Below are 15,482 nucleotides of genomic sequence, written 5' to 3' on the forward strand. Positions count from 1 at the left end.
GTAAGGATGCTGACAGAGAGTCTGAGTAAGACACGGCCGGAAGGCAATGCATCGGACAGATGAAGCAGGAAAGAAGACAGGATGGAAGGTGTAACCGGGTCGCAAGACTAAAAAAGCCTGACGGACTATCGGAAGCCCGTGACTTCAGTCGTGGGTTCTTCACTCTGTATCCATGCCTGACTCATTAAAACGAATAGAGCAGCATGCCTTTAATGGCTGCAAATGCCTAATGCATGTTGATATTGGAAAAGGGCTTACTAACCTTGGCGAGCCATTCAGTTCAGGAGCTATGTTTAACGGATGCCGAAGCTTACAGTATATAGACATCCCGGAAAATATTAAATATATCTCTTCAAACTGTTTCAGTAACTCAGGCCTTACTTCCGTGACTTTGCATGAAGGCCTTGAAACGATTGACAGCGGTGCGTTTAACTGCCCGATTCAAAATGTGGAAATCCCGAAATCTGTTAAAAATATAGACCTGTGGAATTTCCCTATGCTTGATGAGGCTAATATTAAAACACACAGTCTGCCGGCTATCACAAGCATTGTCAAGTCAAACTGCAAGAAATGGAACTGCAGAAGCAATATGGCTGACTTGAAAATCAATATTGACTGTATGGCTTATCCGGTTTTTGTTCCAGCAAAGCTTACAAGCGCCGGATTGAGAAGATTAAACAGCCTACTTAATAAAGCACTGTTTAGGGATACCGATTCTGACGACGTAAACCAGACGACATTCCTCAGTATTACATCTGACCCGAGGATAAAGCAACGGCTTGCATTGAAAATGTATGACGCCGTAGAATGCAATGAAATCAAAACCTATCTTCGCCGGGCGGGAAAAAGTATTGCTGAATGGATGATTCTTGATAAGGATGAAGAGGCTTTAATTCAGTTCCTGAAAAAAGATATCATAACAGCCAATACTATTGACAAATTAATACCACAGATGGATGCTGCTGAAATGATTAACGCCAAGGCATATGCCCTGGAGTACATAAGAAAGAGCACAAAAGAAAAAAGTTTCCGTATTTGAAAAAGCGCCGCAAGGCGCTTTTTTGTTGCCGTCAAAAAATCCGACAAAAATTTGCGTACACCGGAAAATCTGGTATACTTTATATAAGAAATGAGGAAGAGAAATCTTTCCGATGCATAAGACGGATTCGCCGCCGAAAAATTCCTTTCTTTGTTTAAATGCCGCTGTTATATGCAGCGGCATTTGTGTTTTCTTGGATAAAAAATTCGGCATATTGTAAATAACAACATTTGGCGGCGAGCCGGAAACGGCAGACTGCCTGGTACACATATAACATATAAAATAAGAAAGGAATGGTGCAATATGCCAAGAATTACATGCAACAACATACACTGCCAATACAACAAACTCAAAAAATGCATAAAAAAGAACGTAAAAATAAGCGACAGCGGAGCCTGCACTTCGTACAAGGCCGGGTTCTCGTATTATTTTTTCTACTGTGCGGAACACATGCAGACAAATTTCCTGACTTTTGTTGATTAAATAAAACCTAGAACAGCCATGCACGCACACCCCGTCTATAGCGTCAGACATCTAAAAATGTCATATCTGACGTTTAGGCGGGGTAAGTGCTATTACGTGAAACTGGTGAAATAAACTTTGCATTTTTTCGCAAAAAACGACAAAACTTTTAAAAATCCTGCATATTATATATGTAAGAAATTTTAAGACAAGGAGGTGTCAATGTATGGCAACAGTATCATATGGATTAAAAATCACAGAAGCATATCACATTTTCGACAAGACAATTAAGATATACCGTAATGCCGTACATTATATCTCTGACATTTCAATACGTCACTATAACGAATTAAAATCTCTTGAAAGTATAACAGGCGATGATGGAAAAGTTATTATTTCAGCACAGCAAAGAAGACAGCAGAAAATGGAACGTTTAATCCATTCCACAGCAAATAATGATGCTATATATAAGCGTTTCGATAAGGAATTTTACAAATTTCCGAGTTATCTCAGACGTGATGCAATAAACACTGCAATCGGGTTGATTTTGTCTTACCGCTCCCAGTTACAGAAATGGGAAGATGGCGGAAGACATGGTCGCAGACCATACCTGAACCGAAATCAGAATACAATGCCGTGCTTTTACAGAAATAATACATTTCTTGACAGCAAAGAGACAAATATCGTAAGCCTGAAATTATATAATGGCAATGACTGGATTTGGGAGACTTTTGTAATACGTGACTGTGATTTCATGTATGCCTACAGTCATATGAAAGAATGGAAAGCTTCTGCCCCGGTTCTTGTAAAACGTAATCACCGATATGAACTCCGTATCTCTTACGAAATGGCAAATTCTAAGTTTCAGAAGTTTAAGAAAGATAAGGAAGTCGAGACTGTGATTGGAGTAGATTTGGGAATTAATACAGACGCAGTATGCTCAGTAGTACATAAAGACGGAACTGTCACGGGACAGCGATTCATCAACCATCCTGTAGAAAAAGACCGTATGCATGGATTACTGAACACTATTAAAAAGGCACAACAGAACGGTAATCATAAGACACCAAGGCTTTGGAGGCTGGCAAATAACTACAATGAGGCAATCGCTGTTAAGACAGCTGTGGAGATAGTCAGCTTCGCCAAGGAATCCAAAGCGAGCGTTATTGTTTTTGAACACCTCAACATGAAGAAAAAGAAGAAAGGGAACAAGCAAAAACTTTCTTTGTGGAGAAAGCGTGACATCCAGCACCGCGTTGAAGCGCTTGCTGTCAGAAACGGAATCCGCGTTTCTTATATCTGTGCTGTAAATACATCACGTCTTGCATTTGACGGCTCCGGAAAAATCATCCGCGGCAAAGATGCAGGATTTAATACATATGAATTATGTAAATTTACAACCGGTAAGGTCTACAACTGCGACCTTTCTGCTTCTAAAAATATCGGTGCACGGTTCTTCATCCGTGTACTCCTTAAATCTCTTTCTGCAAAGGAAGAGTCGTTAGTCCTGGCTAAAGTTCCAGAACTCAACAGACGGACCAGCTGCTGCCTGGCCACACTAATTAACGCTTATGCGGTACTCTGCGCATCAAAGGCAAAGCCTGGAGCTCCGGCTGAAGGCGATGCCGCGCGACAGAGTCGCTGAGTTTGCGCTGTATCTGTGGTCAGGAACCCACTCCTACCTAAAGTAGCAGGCATGAACGAAAGTTCATGCGGAGTTTGGAAGCACCGTCTATATTCGCGAAAGCGAATTAGGCGGGGAGGGTTCACGTAAAACTGCACCCGGAATACAAATACAGCATATATTACATGATGCGATGTCTTCCGGTTGTATACACAATAGACTATATCAGGGGGATGCTGATAATGTGTCACAAAGAAACAAAAGAGATTCTCAACGCAAATGACCTGCTTGCTCTGATGGAGACTGATTTGGACGAGGACGCATTAAAAAAATGTACTGAAGAGTTTAACACAGCCGGCCTGCCGAAATATGAAGAGACGGACGAGCCTGAAACTGAAGCAAAAGAGCCTGAACAGAAAGAATACGGCTGGCTGTCTCCGGGCGGCGATTTTCATCCGGCCGAATGGGGATGCCATGAAATGGCGGCGCAGTGGCTTTGCAGGGAGCTTAACATAGACAGCGGATATCGGATGTGCAGAGATATTCTTGTAGAGCGTGGATGGTGCCTTATCGATGACCCGTATGATTCCGGACAATACTTCGTAACGCATAAGAAAGACCTGACAAAAAAAACAGAAAGACTTCTTATATGGATACTTTTTGGATATGGGAATGAAGAAGCGGGCAGAAGAATTTGTAAGAGATAATGCATAATATGGCAACAGAGCTTAGCAGCGAGACCTTCGGTCTCGCTTTTTTGCTACATTTTCGTCTCATTTTTCCAGCAAACATATTGATTCTGCGGGCATAAAGATGAAGGCAAGCGAGTGAAAATGAGCTTCCCGAATCGCATATGTAAGCAACAAGCTGTTTGCATATAATCGCAAATATGACCGTTCCTCGTAGCCAAAGAAAAGGAGATGCGATGAAAAAAGTTTTACACGCCATTGTGATAATGATTCGGGATGCCAAAGAATACAGAGAAGCCGGGATGGAAGAGAAGGCTGTTGTCCTGGAAAGTCTGAAAGGATTGGTGTTTGGGAAGGTGACGATGCAGGAAAATCCTGAAAATAGAAAGTAAAAAGCAATAGGATACAAAAAAACAAAAAATAAAAGCCTCGGTAAAGTTCCGGGGCTTTTGTTTAATCTCTTTTTCGATAGCTGCTATAAAATTAAAATAATTACATTCAATACAGGTTCTAACTAGATGAATCCAGAGTTGAATATCTGCCCGCAACGGTCGCGGTAATCCATAAAAGCCCTCCTCCCTTGTATACAAAACAACAGTTCCTTAAATTAAATTATTAGAATTATTATTATGTTTTATTTCTGGCTAGATGAACCCAGAAGGAAAGTCTACGGTATTTAATCTCATCGCTACAACAAACTCCTTTCTTTTTTATTTTTAAGACAATAATAATATGCCGAAAAAATATAAGAATAAAAAAAGAATTTGCAAAAACACAAAAAAAGAGCCGGCCACTTTCGTGGTCGGCAAATTTGCGGGAAATCTTACAGCAGCCCGGTGGCTACAACACTGATTCCCCAAAGGAGAAACAGTACAGCGCCAGCTTTGACAAGTCCGAAGTGAAAATCACTTTCATAGTCACAGAAGTCATCTGCATCATCATCGTCAATGATGGTATGAGCCAGAAGCTGGTGTGTTAAATCTGTCCGGCGGTCAAGTTCGTTGACCTGCCAAGCAATCTCAGATACAATCGCATGCATAATGCGGCGTCCGCGTCTTACGATGGCAACCTGATTTCTTTTTGCTCTTACGATTTCGTTTTTTCTCATAATTCTTTTCTCCTTTTCTTTCCGTTCCTTTTCGTTACTTTGTGACAGATTCAATATGCCGAAAGGGAGACGAAATAAAAAAGAAACGGCAAGACCGTTTTGGCGAAAAAAAGGCAGCAAAAAAATATTTTTTTCTTTGTTTTTTATGCACTTATTTTTTAAGCATATTAATTGTGTATCTAGAAAATAGAAAAGACAAAGAAAAGGAGATTTAAAAATGAACATTAAAGAAGCAAAAATGGAAGTCGAGAAAACAGTTAAGGTTTATCTTGAGAAAGATGAGAATGGTGAGTACCGTGTACCACTTGTTCGCCAGAGACCTTTGTTCCTAGTCGGTGCACCTGGAATCGGTAAAACAGCCATCATGGAACAGGTGGCAGAAGACCTTGACCTTGCTCTGGTCAGCTACTCTATGACTCATCATACAAGACAGTCTGCTATCGGCCTTCCATATCTGAAGGAAGTTGAATATGGTGGAAAGAAATTCACCAAGTCCGAATATACAATGTCTGAAATCATCGCATCTGTATATGATGTGATGGAGAAGACTGGCAGAAAAGAAGGCATCCTATTCCTGGATGAGATTAACTGTGTATCCGAAACACTGGCTCCGGCTATGCTGCAGTTCCTGCAGTATAAAGTATTTGGCAATCAGCAGGTTCCGGAAGGATGGGTTGTCGTTACCGCTGGTAACCCGCCACAGTTCAACAAATCCGTTAAAGAATTTGATGTGGCTACCCAGGACCGTCTGAAGATGGTTCCGATTGACGCGGACTTCGGATGCTGGAAAGAGTATGCGTATAACGCAGGTATCCACCCGGCTATCATGGCATTCCTGGCTAACAATGAAAAGTGGTTCTACAGCATCAAAACGACTGTTGATGGACAGCAGTACATTACAGCACGTGGCTGGGAAGATTTATCATCCCAGATTCAGGCATATGAAAGAATGGGATTCCCTGTAAGCCAGGACCTCATCATGGAGTATATTACGGACAAAGAATGTGCCCGTAAATTTGCAGTTTATTACGACTTATTTAAAAAGTACCGTGTAGATTATGCAATCTCCGATATCCTGGAGGGTAACATTTCTTCCGGTGCCATCCAGAAAGCACAGAATGCACCATTTGATGAACGACTGTCTATCATCTCCATGTTAATGGAAGCAATCGGTGGATTAGCGAAATCCGTTGTTATTGATGGTGAAGCATTCGAACAGGTTGTCAAGAACCTGCGTGTAGTAAAGAAAAAACTTGCAGGTAGCGATAGCGTCTATGAGATGCTTGCAAACGACATCGCAGATGTAAAGGATGAGATGGAGAAGGACAAACAGGCAAATGCACTGTCCTCTGAAAAGAAATCCATCATGCGCAGAAAAATCAATCTCTATGAGTCTTATAAAAATAAGATTGAAGAAGAGAAACTGGTTTCTGCTGGAAACAAAGAGCAGTTCGCTATGCTGAAGGCGACTTTCGACAAAGATATCAAGAAATACAAGGCTTCTGCAGCGAAGACGACTGCAGCGATGGAGAACGCTTTCAAATATATGGAAGGAGCGTTTGGTGACGAACAGGAGATGACATTGTTTGTTGCGGAGTTAACAATCAATAAAAACATCGCAAACTTCATTACGAAACACGGCAATGAGTCCTACTTTAAGCATAACAAGAGTCTGCTCATCTACAACGAGGATGACAAACTCAACAATGAGATTGAAACTGTGCTTGAAGAAGCAGTCTAATGTTCTCTCAAAACACACAAAGAACCCCGGGGATTATTCCCTGGGTTCTTTTTTTTGTGCTGTTAAAAATCAAGCATATTAAAAGAGAAGCAAAATCAAACAAAAAGAAAGGAAGTAAAAAAATTATGGATTTAAAAATCAACAAAGCAAAAACAACTGTAGCACCAGGACAGAATCTTACAAATTTTGAGGCAATTGCGAACAAGTGCCTGAAACAGATTAAAAACAAACTGTACTTTCAGTACAAAGCGTTAAGCCCGGTAATTTACCGTATGCCAATCCAGTTTACAGAACCTGGAGCGGGGGCCTTTGGCACTGATGCTATAAGGATATATGCGGACCCAATGGATGTCATCCTGAGATATAAAAAGTCACAGGATGAACTGAGCAGGGCGTATCTGCATATGCTGTTCCATTGTATCTATCTTCATCCATTCCAGCCGGTAAAAAACATTGACACCGGTGTTTGGAATATCGCTATGGATATCTGCAGTGAGGCCGCTGTCCAGAGACTGAACCCGAAACAGATTGCTGGGGACAACGACCGAAGCCGTATCATTAACGACATCAAGAGCCGGATTAAGATGTTTATTCCGGCTTTGGTATACAAAGAGCTGATGGATAATTCTATGAATTATGATTTTGAAGAGTTAATCTCTCTGTTCCATATGGATGACCATTACTGGCTGGAAGACCAAAACCCGAATAATCAAAACGGTGACGGTGACGGCGATGGCGATGGTAATGGTAATGGCAACGGTAATGGCAATGATAATGGCGACGGTGACGGCGACGGTGACGGCGATGGCGACGGCGACGGCGACGGCGATGGAAACGGTAACGGTGGTGGCAACGGTAACGGCAATGGGGATAATGATGGACCAGAAGGCGGCGACAGTTCCCAGCACACGGACCGTGAGATTCAGCAGAAACAGCAGGAATGGCAGGATGCTGCAAGACAGGTTGCTTCAGACATGCAGAATTTCCACCACCAGGGAAAAGATGCCGGAGATATCGCAGCAGAAATTGACTTCCTGACCCAGGATAAGATGGACTATGAAGAATTTCTCCGTACATTCTCTGTTATGGAGGAGAAAATGATGGTCAATCAGGATGAGTTTGACAATATGTACTATATGTACGGACTGAATGGATTACCAAGCGTTGATGGAAAAAAGGTGGTAGACAAAAAAGTGCTGCTGATTGAGCCTTTGGAGTACAAGGAAGACAAAGTCATTAAAGACTTTGTTATCGCCATTGATACATCTGGTTCATGTGCAGGAGAACTTGTTAAGAAATTCCTTAACAAGACTTACAGCATTTTAAAAGAGACTGAGAGCTTTGCTTCCCGTGTAAACATTCACATCATCCAGTGTGATGCGGCTATCCAGAATGATACCAAAATCACGAACATGAAAGAAATGGAACAATTCATGCAGAACATGAAACTGTATGGCTTCGGCGGAACAGACTTCAGACCTGTATTTGAGTACGTTGATACCCTTATCAAAAACAAAGAGTTTGACAACCTTTGTGGACTCATCTACTTTACTGATGGATATGGAACATATCCGACAAAGCCAACACCATACAAAACGGCATTTGCTTTCCTGCAGGATTACAACAACCGTGACGATGTTCCGTCATGGGCTATGTCTGTATTCTGGGATGAAGACCAGGAATAAATCTATAAAGAGAAATTTATGCAGAGCACAGGAAACTGTGCTCTGTTTTTTCTTTTTCGTTTTGGATTTTGCATATTAAAGAAGAGACAAAAATAACAAAGAAAGAGAGGAGCTGGAACTATGGATAGAGATACGGCTAAAGAGATTATATTGGCGAGCCTTCCAAATTACCTGGCTCAGAAAGGGGTTAACTTTTCCGGTGGAAGAAAATTCACCTGCTTGAACCCAGACCATCAGGACCATTCCCCAAGTATGCATTATGACAGGAGACGAAACAAATGCCATTGTTTCGCATGCGGATGTGATGTTAACATTTTTGACCTGATTCAATGGGATTATAATACCACATCATTCCCGGAAACATTCAACCTTGCCTGTGACATCTTCGGAATCGATGTAGATGACCGAAAGGAAAAACCAAAAGAAAGGCCAAAAATAAAACCGGCCAAACAGGGAAGGACGAGGTCTTCCGAGATTAAACGGGCGGAGCCTGAAGTCTGCGATAAAGTATACAGGACTTTAAAGATGTTATCACCTTTGACTGAGGCCGATAAAAAATATCTGAAAGAAAAGAGGGGACTGTCCAAAGAACGGATTGAAAAAGATTACATGAGGATGGTTGTCGCACCGGAAGAACGTGCAAAAGTCGTTCGTAAGATTTCAAAACTGACTGGGTACACGAAAGATGTATTGAAGTATGTCCCCGGATTTTTTATCGACAAAAGAACAGGTATGCTTGACTATTCCGGAGATGACACTCCTTCGGTGTCTCACGGCACAAGGTGGTGCAATAACGCGGGTATCGGAATCTTAATCCACGATGCTGACGGGTATGCAGTTGCAGTTCAAATCAGACGGGATACGGCAAGTAAAGGAAATAGATATTGCTGGTTCACTTCCATTTTTGCCGTTGACAGCATTGATTATGACGGCGGCAGCACACCTGGGGCAGCAAAGGATATTATCATTCCGGAAAACCCGCGTGGCTGCCTGTGTATAACAGAAGGCCGGTTTAAATCCGAAATCCTGGCAGCAAACAGGAATATCACTATTTCAATCCAGGGCGTTTCCTCATGGAAGGGGATTGACGAAATCATCAATAAACTTAGAGAACAGCACGAGATAAAAAGTATTTATCTGATGTTTGACTCTGACATCCTTGGCAATAGACAGGTATTCAATACCATCTCAGAAATGGCAAGGATGCTGATGGAGAAAGTCCCGGATTTAAAGATTAAATTTGCAATCTGGAAAATCGGATACGGGAAAGGGATTGATGACTGTATTCTCGCCGGGAACATAAGAGAAGTGCGATATATTGATGCGATATCTTTTATGAATACCTGCAATGAGGCTTTTGACATGCTGCTTAAAAAATATGAGGTTAAGTCTTTTAAGAAGATGAAAAGCGAAGACAGAAAAGTATTTGCAAAACACCTTCAGACAGAGAATGAGAGAAGGCTTTTTGGCGAAAAGACAGGAAAGAAACCAGAAGAAGCCGCATAGGAACAGAAACCGTTTGTTGTTGTAATGACAGACGGTTTTTTTTGTGTAAAAAAATCAGTAACGCCCGCAGTTTTTCAGGAAGATTTGGCATACTGGAGGCAGGAACGAACTACAAAAAAATAACTACAAAAAAAGGGAAAAGGAGGACGGCGAAAGAGCCGAAGAAAAAAAATGAGAAACAGATGTATGTTTGAGAAGATGGCTGCCGGGATGGCACTGGCGGCGGCGATGATGGCTGGCGTGATGGTGATGCCTGGAAGCGGGCATGGGCTGGTGGCCAGAGTTTATGCCGCAGACACAAGTAATCAGAATAGTCAGAATATTTCGGGGGGGGGTACCAGGAGTAAGGATGGCGTAGATAAGACAGACGAAGTGAGCAGCAAAGAGGGTGATGCTGAAAATAACACAGAGAATGGCGATGGTATCTACGACTTCAAGGATAACAAGACGACCGGGACCGTGACTATCACCAAAAAATGGGATGACGGGCTGACCAATGCAGAGCGCGAAATCCCGGATATGTATCTAAGCACCGAAAAGCCAAGCAAAAGCACGAAAGGATATACTATTACCTTTCATGGGAACGGGCTGAAGTTTGCGGACGGGACCGACGAGAATATGGTGGTTTACAGCTCTTCCGGGCAGATTGTGGAGGGGAGTTATAAGGAAGCGGTCGGGACCGGGGTTGGATGGTACAGTGATAAGGCACTTACGCAGAAAGTAGAGATTTCTGATGACGGCGTGCCTCAGGTTGAGTTGTCCGGTGATTTGGATTTGTGGGCGAAAAAGATGACCTTTACGCTTAAAGGATACGATTCAGGAGTAAAAAACAGCAACGGATTCAACGCTGCGATTCCGGATGCTGTGGCCGAAATCATCTTTACTGATGAAGTAAAACCAAAAGACAAAGAGATTATTGATGTAGACGCAGACGGAGATGGCGGCGTTGTCGCATGGCTGGATGGCGACGCAGGGACAGTCATGAAAGTGTCTACGCAGATTCCGGGCATGAAAGTGCAGGCGGCAAAAGGCAGTGGCTATATGTTTTATGGCAGAAACGAGATTCAAAAAATCAATTTTAAGATGCTGGATACACAGAACGTGACGAATATGAGCAGTATGTTTTACGGTTGTTCGGGCCTGACAAGTCTGGATTTAACATCGCTGAATACACAGAAGGTGACAAAAATGGACTTCATGTTCGCCGACTGTTCTGACCTGACAAGCCTAGATTTGACACCGCTGGATACGCAGAATGTGACAGATATGAGTGGTATGTTCTATGGCTGCAGTAATCTTACAAAATTGGATTTGTCTAATTTTGATACAAGCAATGTTACTACAATGGGCGGGAACTTTGAATATTGGTTAACACAGAATGGTGATTTTCAAGAGACATATTATGGTGACAAAGCACACGCAGGGATGTTTGAATATTGTTCTTCTTTAACGGCTTTGATTATCCCATTTGATACATCACATGTCAGAGATTTTTGCGGTATGTTTGACGGATGCAGAAAACTAACGGTTTTAGATGTCTCCAGTTTCGATACATCTTCGGCAACTAATATGAACTGTATGTTTGCTTCCTGCGTGAATTTGATAAATATAGACTTATCAAATATAAATACACAAAATGTGACAACAATGAATGGCATGTTTATGAACTGTAAAAACTTAAAAAAAATCGATTTGTCTTCGTTTGACACAAGAAATGTAACAGATTTTAGAGCATTATTTGCGGGTTGTTCAAATTTAGCTGATTTAGACTTAAGACACTTAAATACATCTACGGCTACAGCAATGGAGGGAATGTTCTATGACTGTAGTAGTTTAACGAATTTAAATTTATCAAATCTTGATACTTCTAAAGTAAAAACCATGCGTGGACTGTTTTATAATTGCAATAAATTGACTAATATCGACATATCCAATTTTAGTACGCAGAACATGACAGATATGAGTGACATGTTCTCTGGCTGCTCTGGCCTGACGAGCCTGGATTTAACGCCGCTGAATACACAGAACGTGACGGATATGAGAGAAATGTTCTCCGACTGCTCTGGCCTGACTAGCCTGGATTTATCTCCGCTGGATACACAGAAGGTAACTAATATGAACGCCATGTTCTCCGGCTGTTCCGGTCTGACAAGCCTAGATTTAACGCCATTAGACACACAGAAGGTGACAAATATGGGGTTCATGTTCTCCGGCTGCCGCGGTCTAACAAGCCTGGATTTGACACCACTGAATACACAGAAGGTGACGAATATGACTTGCATGTTCTCTCATTGCTCCGGTCTGACAAGTTTAGATTTAACTCTGCTGGATACATCAAAGGTGAGGTATATGGATTCCATGTTCTACGACTGCTCTGGCCTGACCAGTCTCACCACCGGCACCACCTTCAAATTCGTCGGAACAAACTATACCCTCCCCGGTACCTGGCAGAACACCGCCGGTGAAACCTTCACCTCCGGAACGTTTCCCTCTAACGTCGCCGACACCTACACGAAAGTTTTAAACTAACACTTCTGGTTTAAACTACAAAAACAAAAAAGACTCGCAAAATTTGCAGAAAAAGAAAGAGTATGGCATACTGTACTTGTCAGGGAGGAACTCCACAGACCTTCCGGACCGCATAATAATTTTTTCATTTAAATTTTACAATGGGGGCATGGTATGGTGTACCTTAAGGCTTAGCAGCCTGACCGTAAGCTGTGCCTGTCAAGTGTCCCGAAGCCGCGGCAACCCTGAAGGATTTCCAGGTACTGTTGTGGGAGCAGAGATGGCATCTGGTCTGAATGCGGACGAACCACAATGCCAGCGGTAAGCCCAGCCTTGAGGGCTGTGTTGGTTCGAGATATTAACTCCGGTTGGCATTACAAGCCACATACCCTTGGATGTGTGGTATTTTGACATGTATATCTTGTATTAAGTTTTTGCACGATATGTGCCGGCGATTCTGGCGAATTTGGGTTATTTTTCGAACAGGTTCTACCCAAATGGCAGGTTCAATTCCTGCCGTCGCCTTCTTGGGTGCCTGGCATCCTGACTTAAATTTGTACCTTTCTTTGTTTGGCAGGACCGGTGGCTGTAATGGCTGCCGGTTTTGTTTTGTAAAAATCCGGCATATTGCATATGAAAAAGCGTTAAAAAAATGAGGTGAAAAAGATGGAAAGACTAACACTGAACGAATCAGCATACAAAGAAATTCCAAATGCAACAAGGTGCGAAAGAATGACTGCGCCGGAATACGATAATCTGGCTGAAGGAGCGACGAAACGCATACGCAAGCACAGACTGGAGCAGGCGCGGGCATATGCGGAAGCGGAAGGATATTTTTGTAAATAGGAAATTTGGCATATTAAATCTGCAAAATAAAAAAAAGAGAGGAAGGATAGTAATGGCTAATATCCAAGAAAAGCAAAACAGTGAAACAGCCGTATACAAAAAAGACCCGCAGACAATCGTTTTCGCAACACATAACGAAAACAAAATAAAGGAGATTAAAAAAATCGTTAAAAATTTTCCGAGTTTGGAAAATATTAACTTCATCTCCATGGCTGAAGCAGGAATCAGCGAAGACATTGTGGAAGATGGAAAAACATACGAAGAGAATGCTCTACTGAAAGCAAAGTATGTATGCGAAAAAACTGGTATGCTTGCATTGGCAGATGATTCAGGGGTGGAGATAGAAGCCCTGCATGGAATGCCTGGCATTTTTTCAGCCAGATTCCTTGGAGAGCAGACGCCACAAGAAGTTAAAAATGCTTACATTTTAGATAAACTGGAGGATGTCCCATACGACGAAAGAAATATCAAGTATGTGTGCTGTATTGCAGCCGCGTTTCCTGATGGAAGCACAAAAACTACGTTTGGAAAGTTGTACGGCAAGATTGCAGACAGGATTTCTGATGGTAAAAGCGGCTTTGCATATGACTCCATTGTATATCTTCCTGTATATCGAAAAACGATTTCCGAAATGTCCATGGAAGAAAAATGCAAAGTCAGCCATCGCGGGAAAGCATTGCGGAATATGCTGAAATTTTTGGACGAAAAACTGAAGTAGCACCAGGCACTACATCACTAGATGTGGTGCTTTTGTTTTCGCAAAAAAAACAAATCCTAAAAAATCCTGCATATTGTAGATACACACTGCTGGCCTGCGCGCGGGGCAGGAGAACAGACCTGCGGCTTGGCTGCTGAGAAAAAAAACAGCAACCCGTACGATACGGAAAGAATATATCGTTACCTGTTCCACAGACTTTGCGAGAACCGGCTCCGGCGGTGAAAAAAAAGAAGGTGGAAAAATGGGAGAAAAATTAAACCTGAGGCAGGCTTCTTACGAAGGACTCCAGAACGTGAAAAGAGTAGAGAAAATAACATCTCCGAAATATGACCGGCTGGCAGAAGAAGCGAACAAAAGAATACGGAAAAATCAGTTAAAACAGGCAAAAGCATATGCGGAAGCAGGAATGTATTTTTGCAAGAAATAGCCCTCCATGCAGTGGAATGCTGCATGGAGGGTTGTTTTTTACATAAATGACAGGAAGCCGAGACTTCTTAAATCTGTCAGTCTGGCAATACATCTTTCTCCTGATACCGTATTTTCAGCGAGGGCTGTTTTGTAATCCAAAGCGATTTCTCGGACTGAGCTCTTCAGGATTTTATACACTTCGTCGCTGGGATTGGCCTTGCAAGAAGAAATCAGGACATCGTATCTTGCAAATTTGTCAGCGTCCAGGTGGCCGTCCAATGCAAAGAAGGCCGGATGCTTATCACAAAAATTGCCGGAATCCCATAAGAATGACAGCATCTCAATATTGTAGTCGTGACAATCCGGATTCATGATTCTTGGAAGGCAGAATGTCTTTCCGGTCATTTCGTCGTTAATCCGTAAAATCCATGGGTCGGAAAAATTGAAGAGACTCCATTCATCTCTGTAACCTAAGCAGGCCTTAATTAATCCGGATGGTATGGTCCAACTGCGGTCTACTGTAATGCTCTGGATGTGAGAGAAGGCATCCTGACCAATGTCAGAAACATAAGGCGGCAGGACAACATTTCGGAAATCTGTCTCCCAAAATGCCTTTTCGCATATATGCGTCAGACTGCCATGCAAAACTACATGTCTTAAGTTGTGGCAGCGGGCAAAAGCAGAAGCCCCGATTGCCTGGACCTGCTCGGGAATCTCTACAGATTCAAGGTTGTCGCAATGAGCGAATATGGATGTTTCCGTAAGACTGCCGATGTGTTTAATCCCGAGGCCAAATTCAATGCACTTTAAGCCGGCCATGTCGGAGCAGGCCTTTGTTCCGATATGTCTTAAGGAATCCGGAAAATGCAATTCCCGGATGTTACAGTTGCCGGAAAAAGCATATGGGGAGATAAGTTCCGTCCCGTCAGGGATATGGAGAACTTCTGTTCTCAGCATAGCTTGGCAAGCGATAAGGTTTTTCCCGTCTTTGGAATATAAGATACCGTCCACGGATTTAAGATATTTGTTCTGCGGCGTTACCTTAATAGTAGAAACGCGCCCCAAGATGTGTTTATCAAAAACCGCGCAGAAAACCCCATCCGACGGAGTGACAACATTTCTTGTCAAGCAGTCGGGTGGGGAAGAAT

At 42.5% G+C, this 15,482-nt stretch carries 12 protein-coding genes and 1 pseudogene; 11 read left to right on the forward strand and 2 right to left on the reverse strand.

Annotation, left to right across the window (positions count from 1 at the left end):
• Positions 1-169: 169 nt before the first annotated feature.
• From AB5026_RS17500 to AB5026_RS17515, 4 genes and pseudogenes are all read left to right on the forward strand, one after another.
• Positions 170-1,039 (forward strand): annotated as a pseudogene (locus tag AB5026_RS17500) (leucine-rich repeat domain-containing protein); the annotation flags it as partial.
• 688 nt (positions 1,040-1,727) lie between these two features.
• Positions 1,728-3,146, forward strand: a complete 1,419-nt coding sequence (locus tag AB5026_RS17505; protein ID WP_368214025.1) for an IS200/IS605 family accessory protein TnpB-related protein — start codon at positions 1,728-1,730, stop codon at positions 3,144-3,146.
• A 221-nt stretch (positions 3,147-3,367) separates the two neighbouring features.
• Positions 3,368-3,832 carry a hypothetical protein gene (locus AB5026_RS17510; RefSeq protein ID WP_368214026.1) on the forward strand — a complete coding sequence of 155 codons (465 nt, stop codon included), beginning with the start codon at positions 3,368-3,370 and terminating at the stop codon, positions 3,830-3,832.
• A gap of 218 nt (positions 3,833-4,050) precedes the next feature.
• Positions 4,051-4,206, forward strand: a complete 156-nt coding sequence (locus tag AB5026_RS17515; protein ID WP_368214027.1) for a hypothetical protein — start codon at positions 4,051-4,053, stop codon at positions 4,204-4,206.
• A gap of 431 nt (positions 4,207-4,637) precedes the next feature.
• Here AB5026_RS17515 and AB5026_RS17520 read toward each other — a convergent pair whose 3' ends face one another.
• Positions 4,638-4,922: a hypothetical protein gene (locus AB5026_RS17520; protein WP_110103841.1), complete on the reverse strand. Its 285-nt coding sequence runs from the start codon at positions 4,920-4,922 to the stop codon at positions 4,638-4,640.
• A gap of 217 nt (positions 4,923-5,139) precedes the next feature.
• Here AB5026_RS17520 and AB5026_RS17525 point away from each other — a divergent pair, with 217 nt between their 5' ends.
• The 7 genes from AB5026_RS17525 to AB5026_RS17555 all read left to right on the forward strand — a co-directional run bounded on the left by AB5026_RS17525 (position 5,140) and on the right by AB5026_RS17555 (position 14,353).
• Entirely contained in the window at positions 5,140-6,663 is a 1,524-nt protein-coding gene (locus tag AB5026_RS17525; protein ID WP_368214029.1) for an AAA family ATPase, read from the forward strand.
• 125 nt (positions 6,664-6,788) lie between these two features.
• Positions 6,789-8,348: a VWA-like domain-containing protein gene (locus tag AB5026_RS17530; protein ID WP_368214031.1), complete on the forward strand. Its 1,560-nt coding sequence runs from the start codon at positions 6,789-6,791 to the stop codon at positions 8,346-8,348.
• 120 nt (positions 8,349-8,468) lie between these two features.
• Positions 8,469-9,854: a DUF3854 domain-containing protein gene (locus AB5026_RS17535; RefSeq protein WP_368214033.1), complete on the forward strand. Its 1,386-nt coding sequence runs from the start codon at positions 8,469-8,471 to the stop codon at positions 9,852-9,854.
• 186 nt (positions 9,855-10,040) lie between these two features.
• Positions 10,041-12,383: a BspA family leucine-rich repeat surface protein gene (locus AB5026_RS17540; protein WP_368214034.1), complete on the forward strand. Its 2,343-nt coding sequence runs from the start codon at positions 10,041-10,043 to the stop codon at positions 12,381-12,383.
• A gap of 645 nt (positions 12,384-13,028) precedes the next feature.
• Positions 13,029-13,208 carry a hypothetical protein gene (locus AB5026_RS17545; protein ID WP_368214035.1) on the forward strand — a complete coding sequence of 60 codons (180 nt, stop codon included), beginning with the start codon at positions 13,029-13,031 and terminating at the stop codon, positions 13,206-13,208.
• A gap of 52 nt (positions 13,209-13,260) precedes the next feature.
• Positions 13,261-13,926, forward strand: a complete 666-nt coding sequence (rdgB, locus tag AB5026_RS17550; protein WP_368214037.1) for an RdgB/HAM1 family non-canonical purine NTP pyrophosphatase — start codon at positions 13,261-13,263, stop codon at positions 13,924-13,926.
• 241 nt (positions 13,927-14,167) lie between these two features.
• A complete protein-coding gene (locus tag AB5026_RS17555; RefSeq protein WP_368214038.1) occupies positions 14,168-14,353 on the forward strand; it encodes a hypothetical protein in 186 nt (61 codons plus the stop codon).
• A gap of 38 nt (positions 14,354-14,391) precedes the next feature.
• On the opposite strand, the gene AB5026_RS17560 is transcribed toward AB5026_RS17555, so the two are convergent.
• Positions 14,392-15,482 (reverse strand): leucine-rich repeat domain-containing protein (locus tag AB5026_RS17560; protein WP_368214039.1); only part of this gene is annotated, 1,091 nt, incomplete at its 5' end.

Origin of the sequence: Blautia sp. RTP21359st1_E11_RTP21359_211015, from assembly GCF_040910705.1 — a bacterium.
GTDB classification, from domain to species: domain Bacteria; phylum Bacillota; class Clostridia; order Lachnospirales; family Lachnospiraceae; genus Blautia_A; species Blautia_A fusiformis.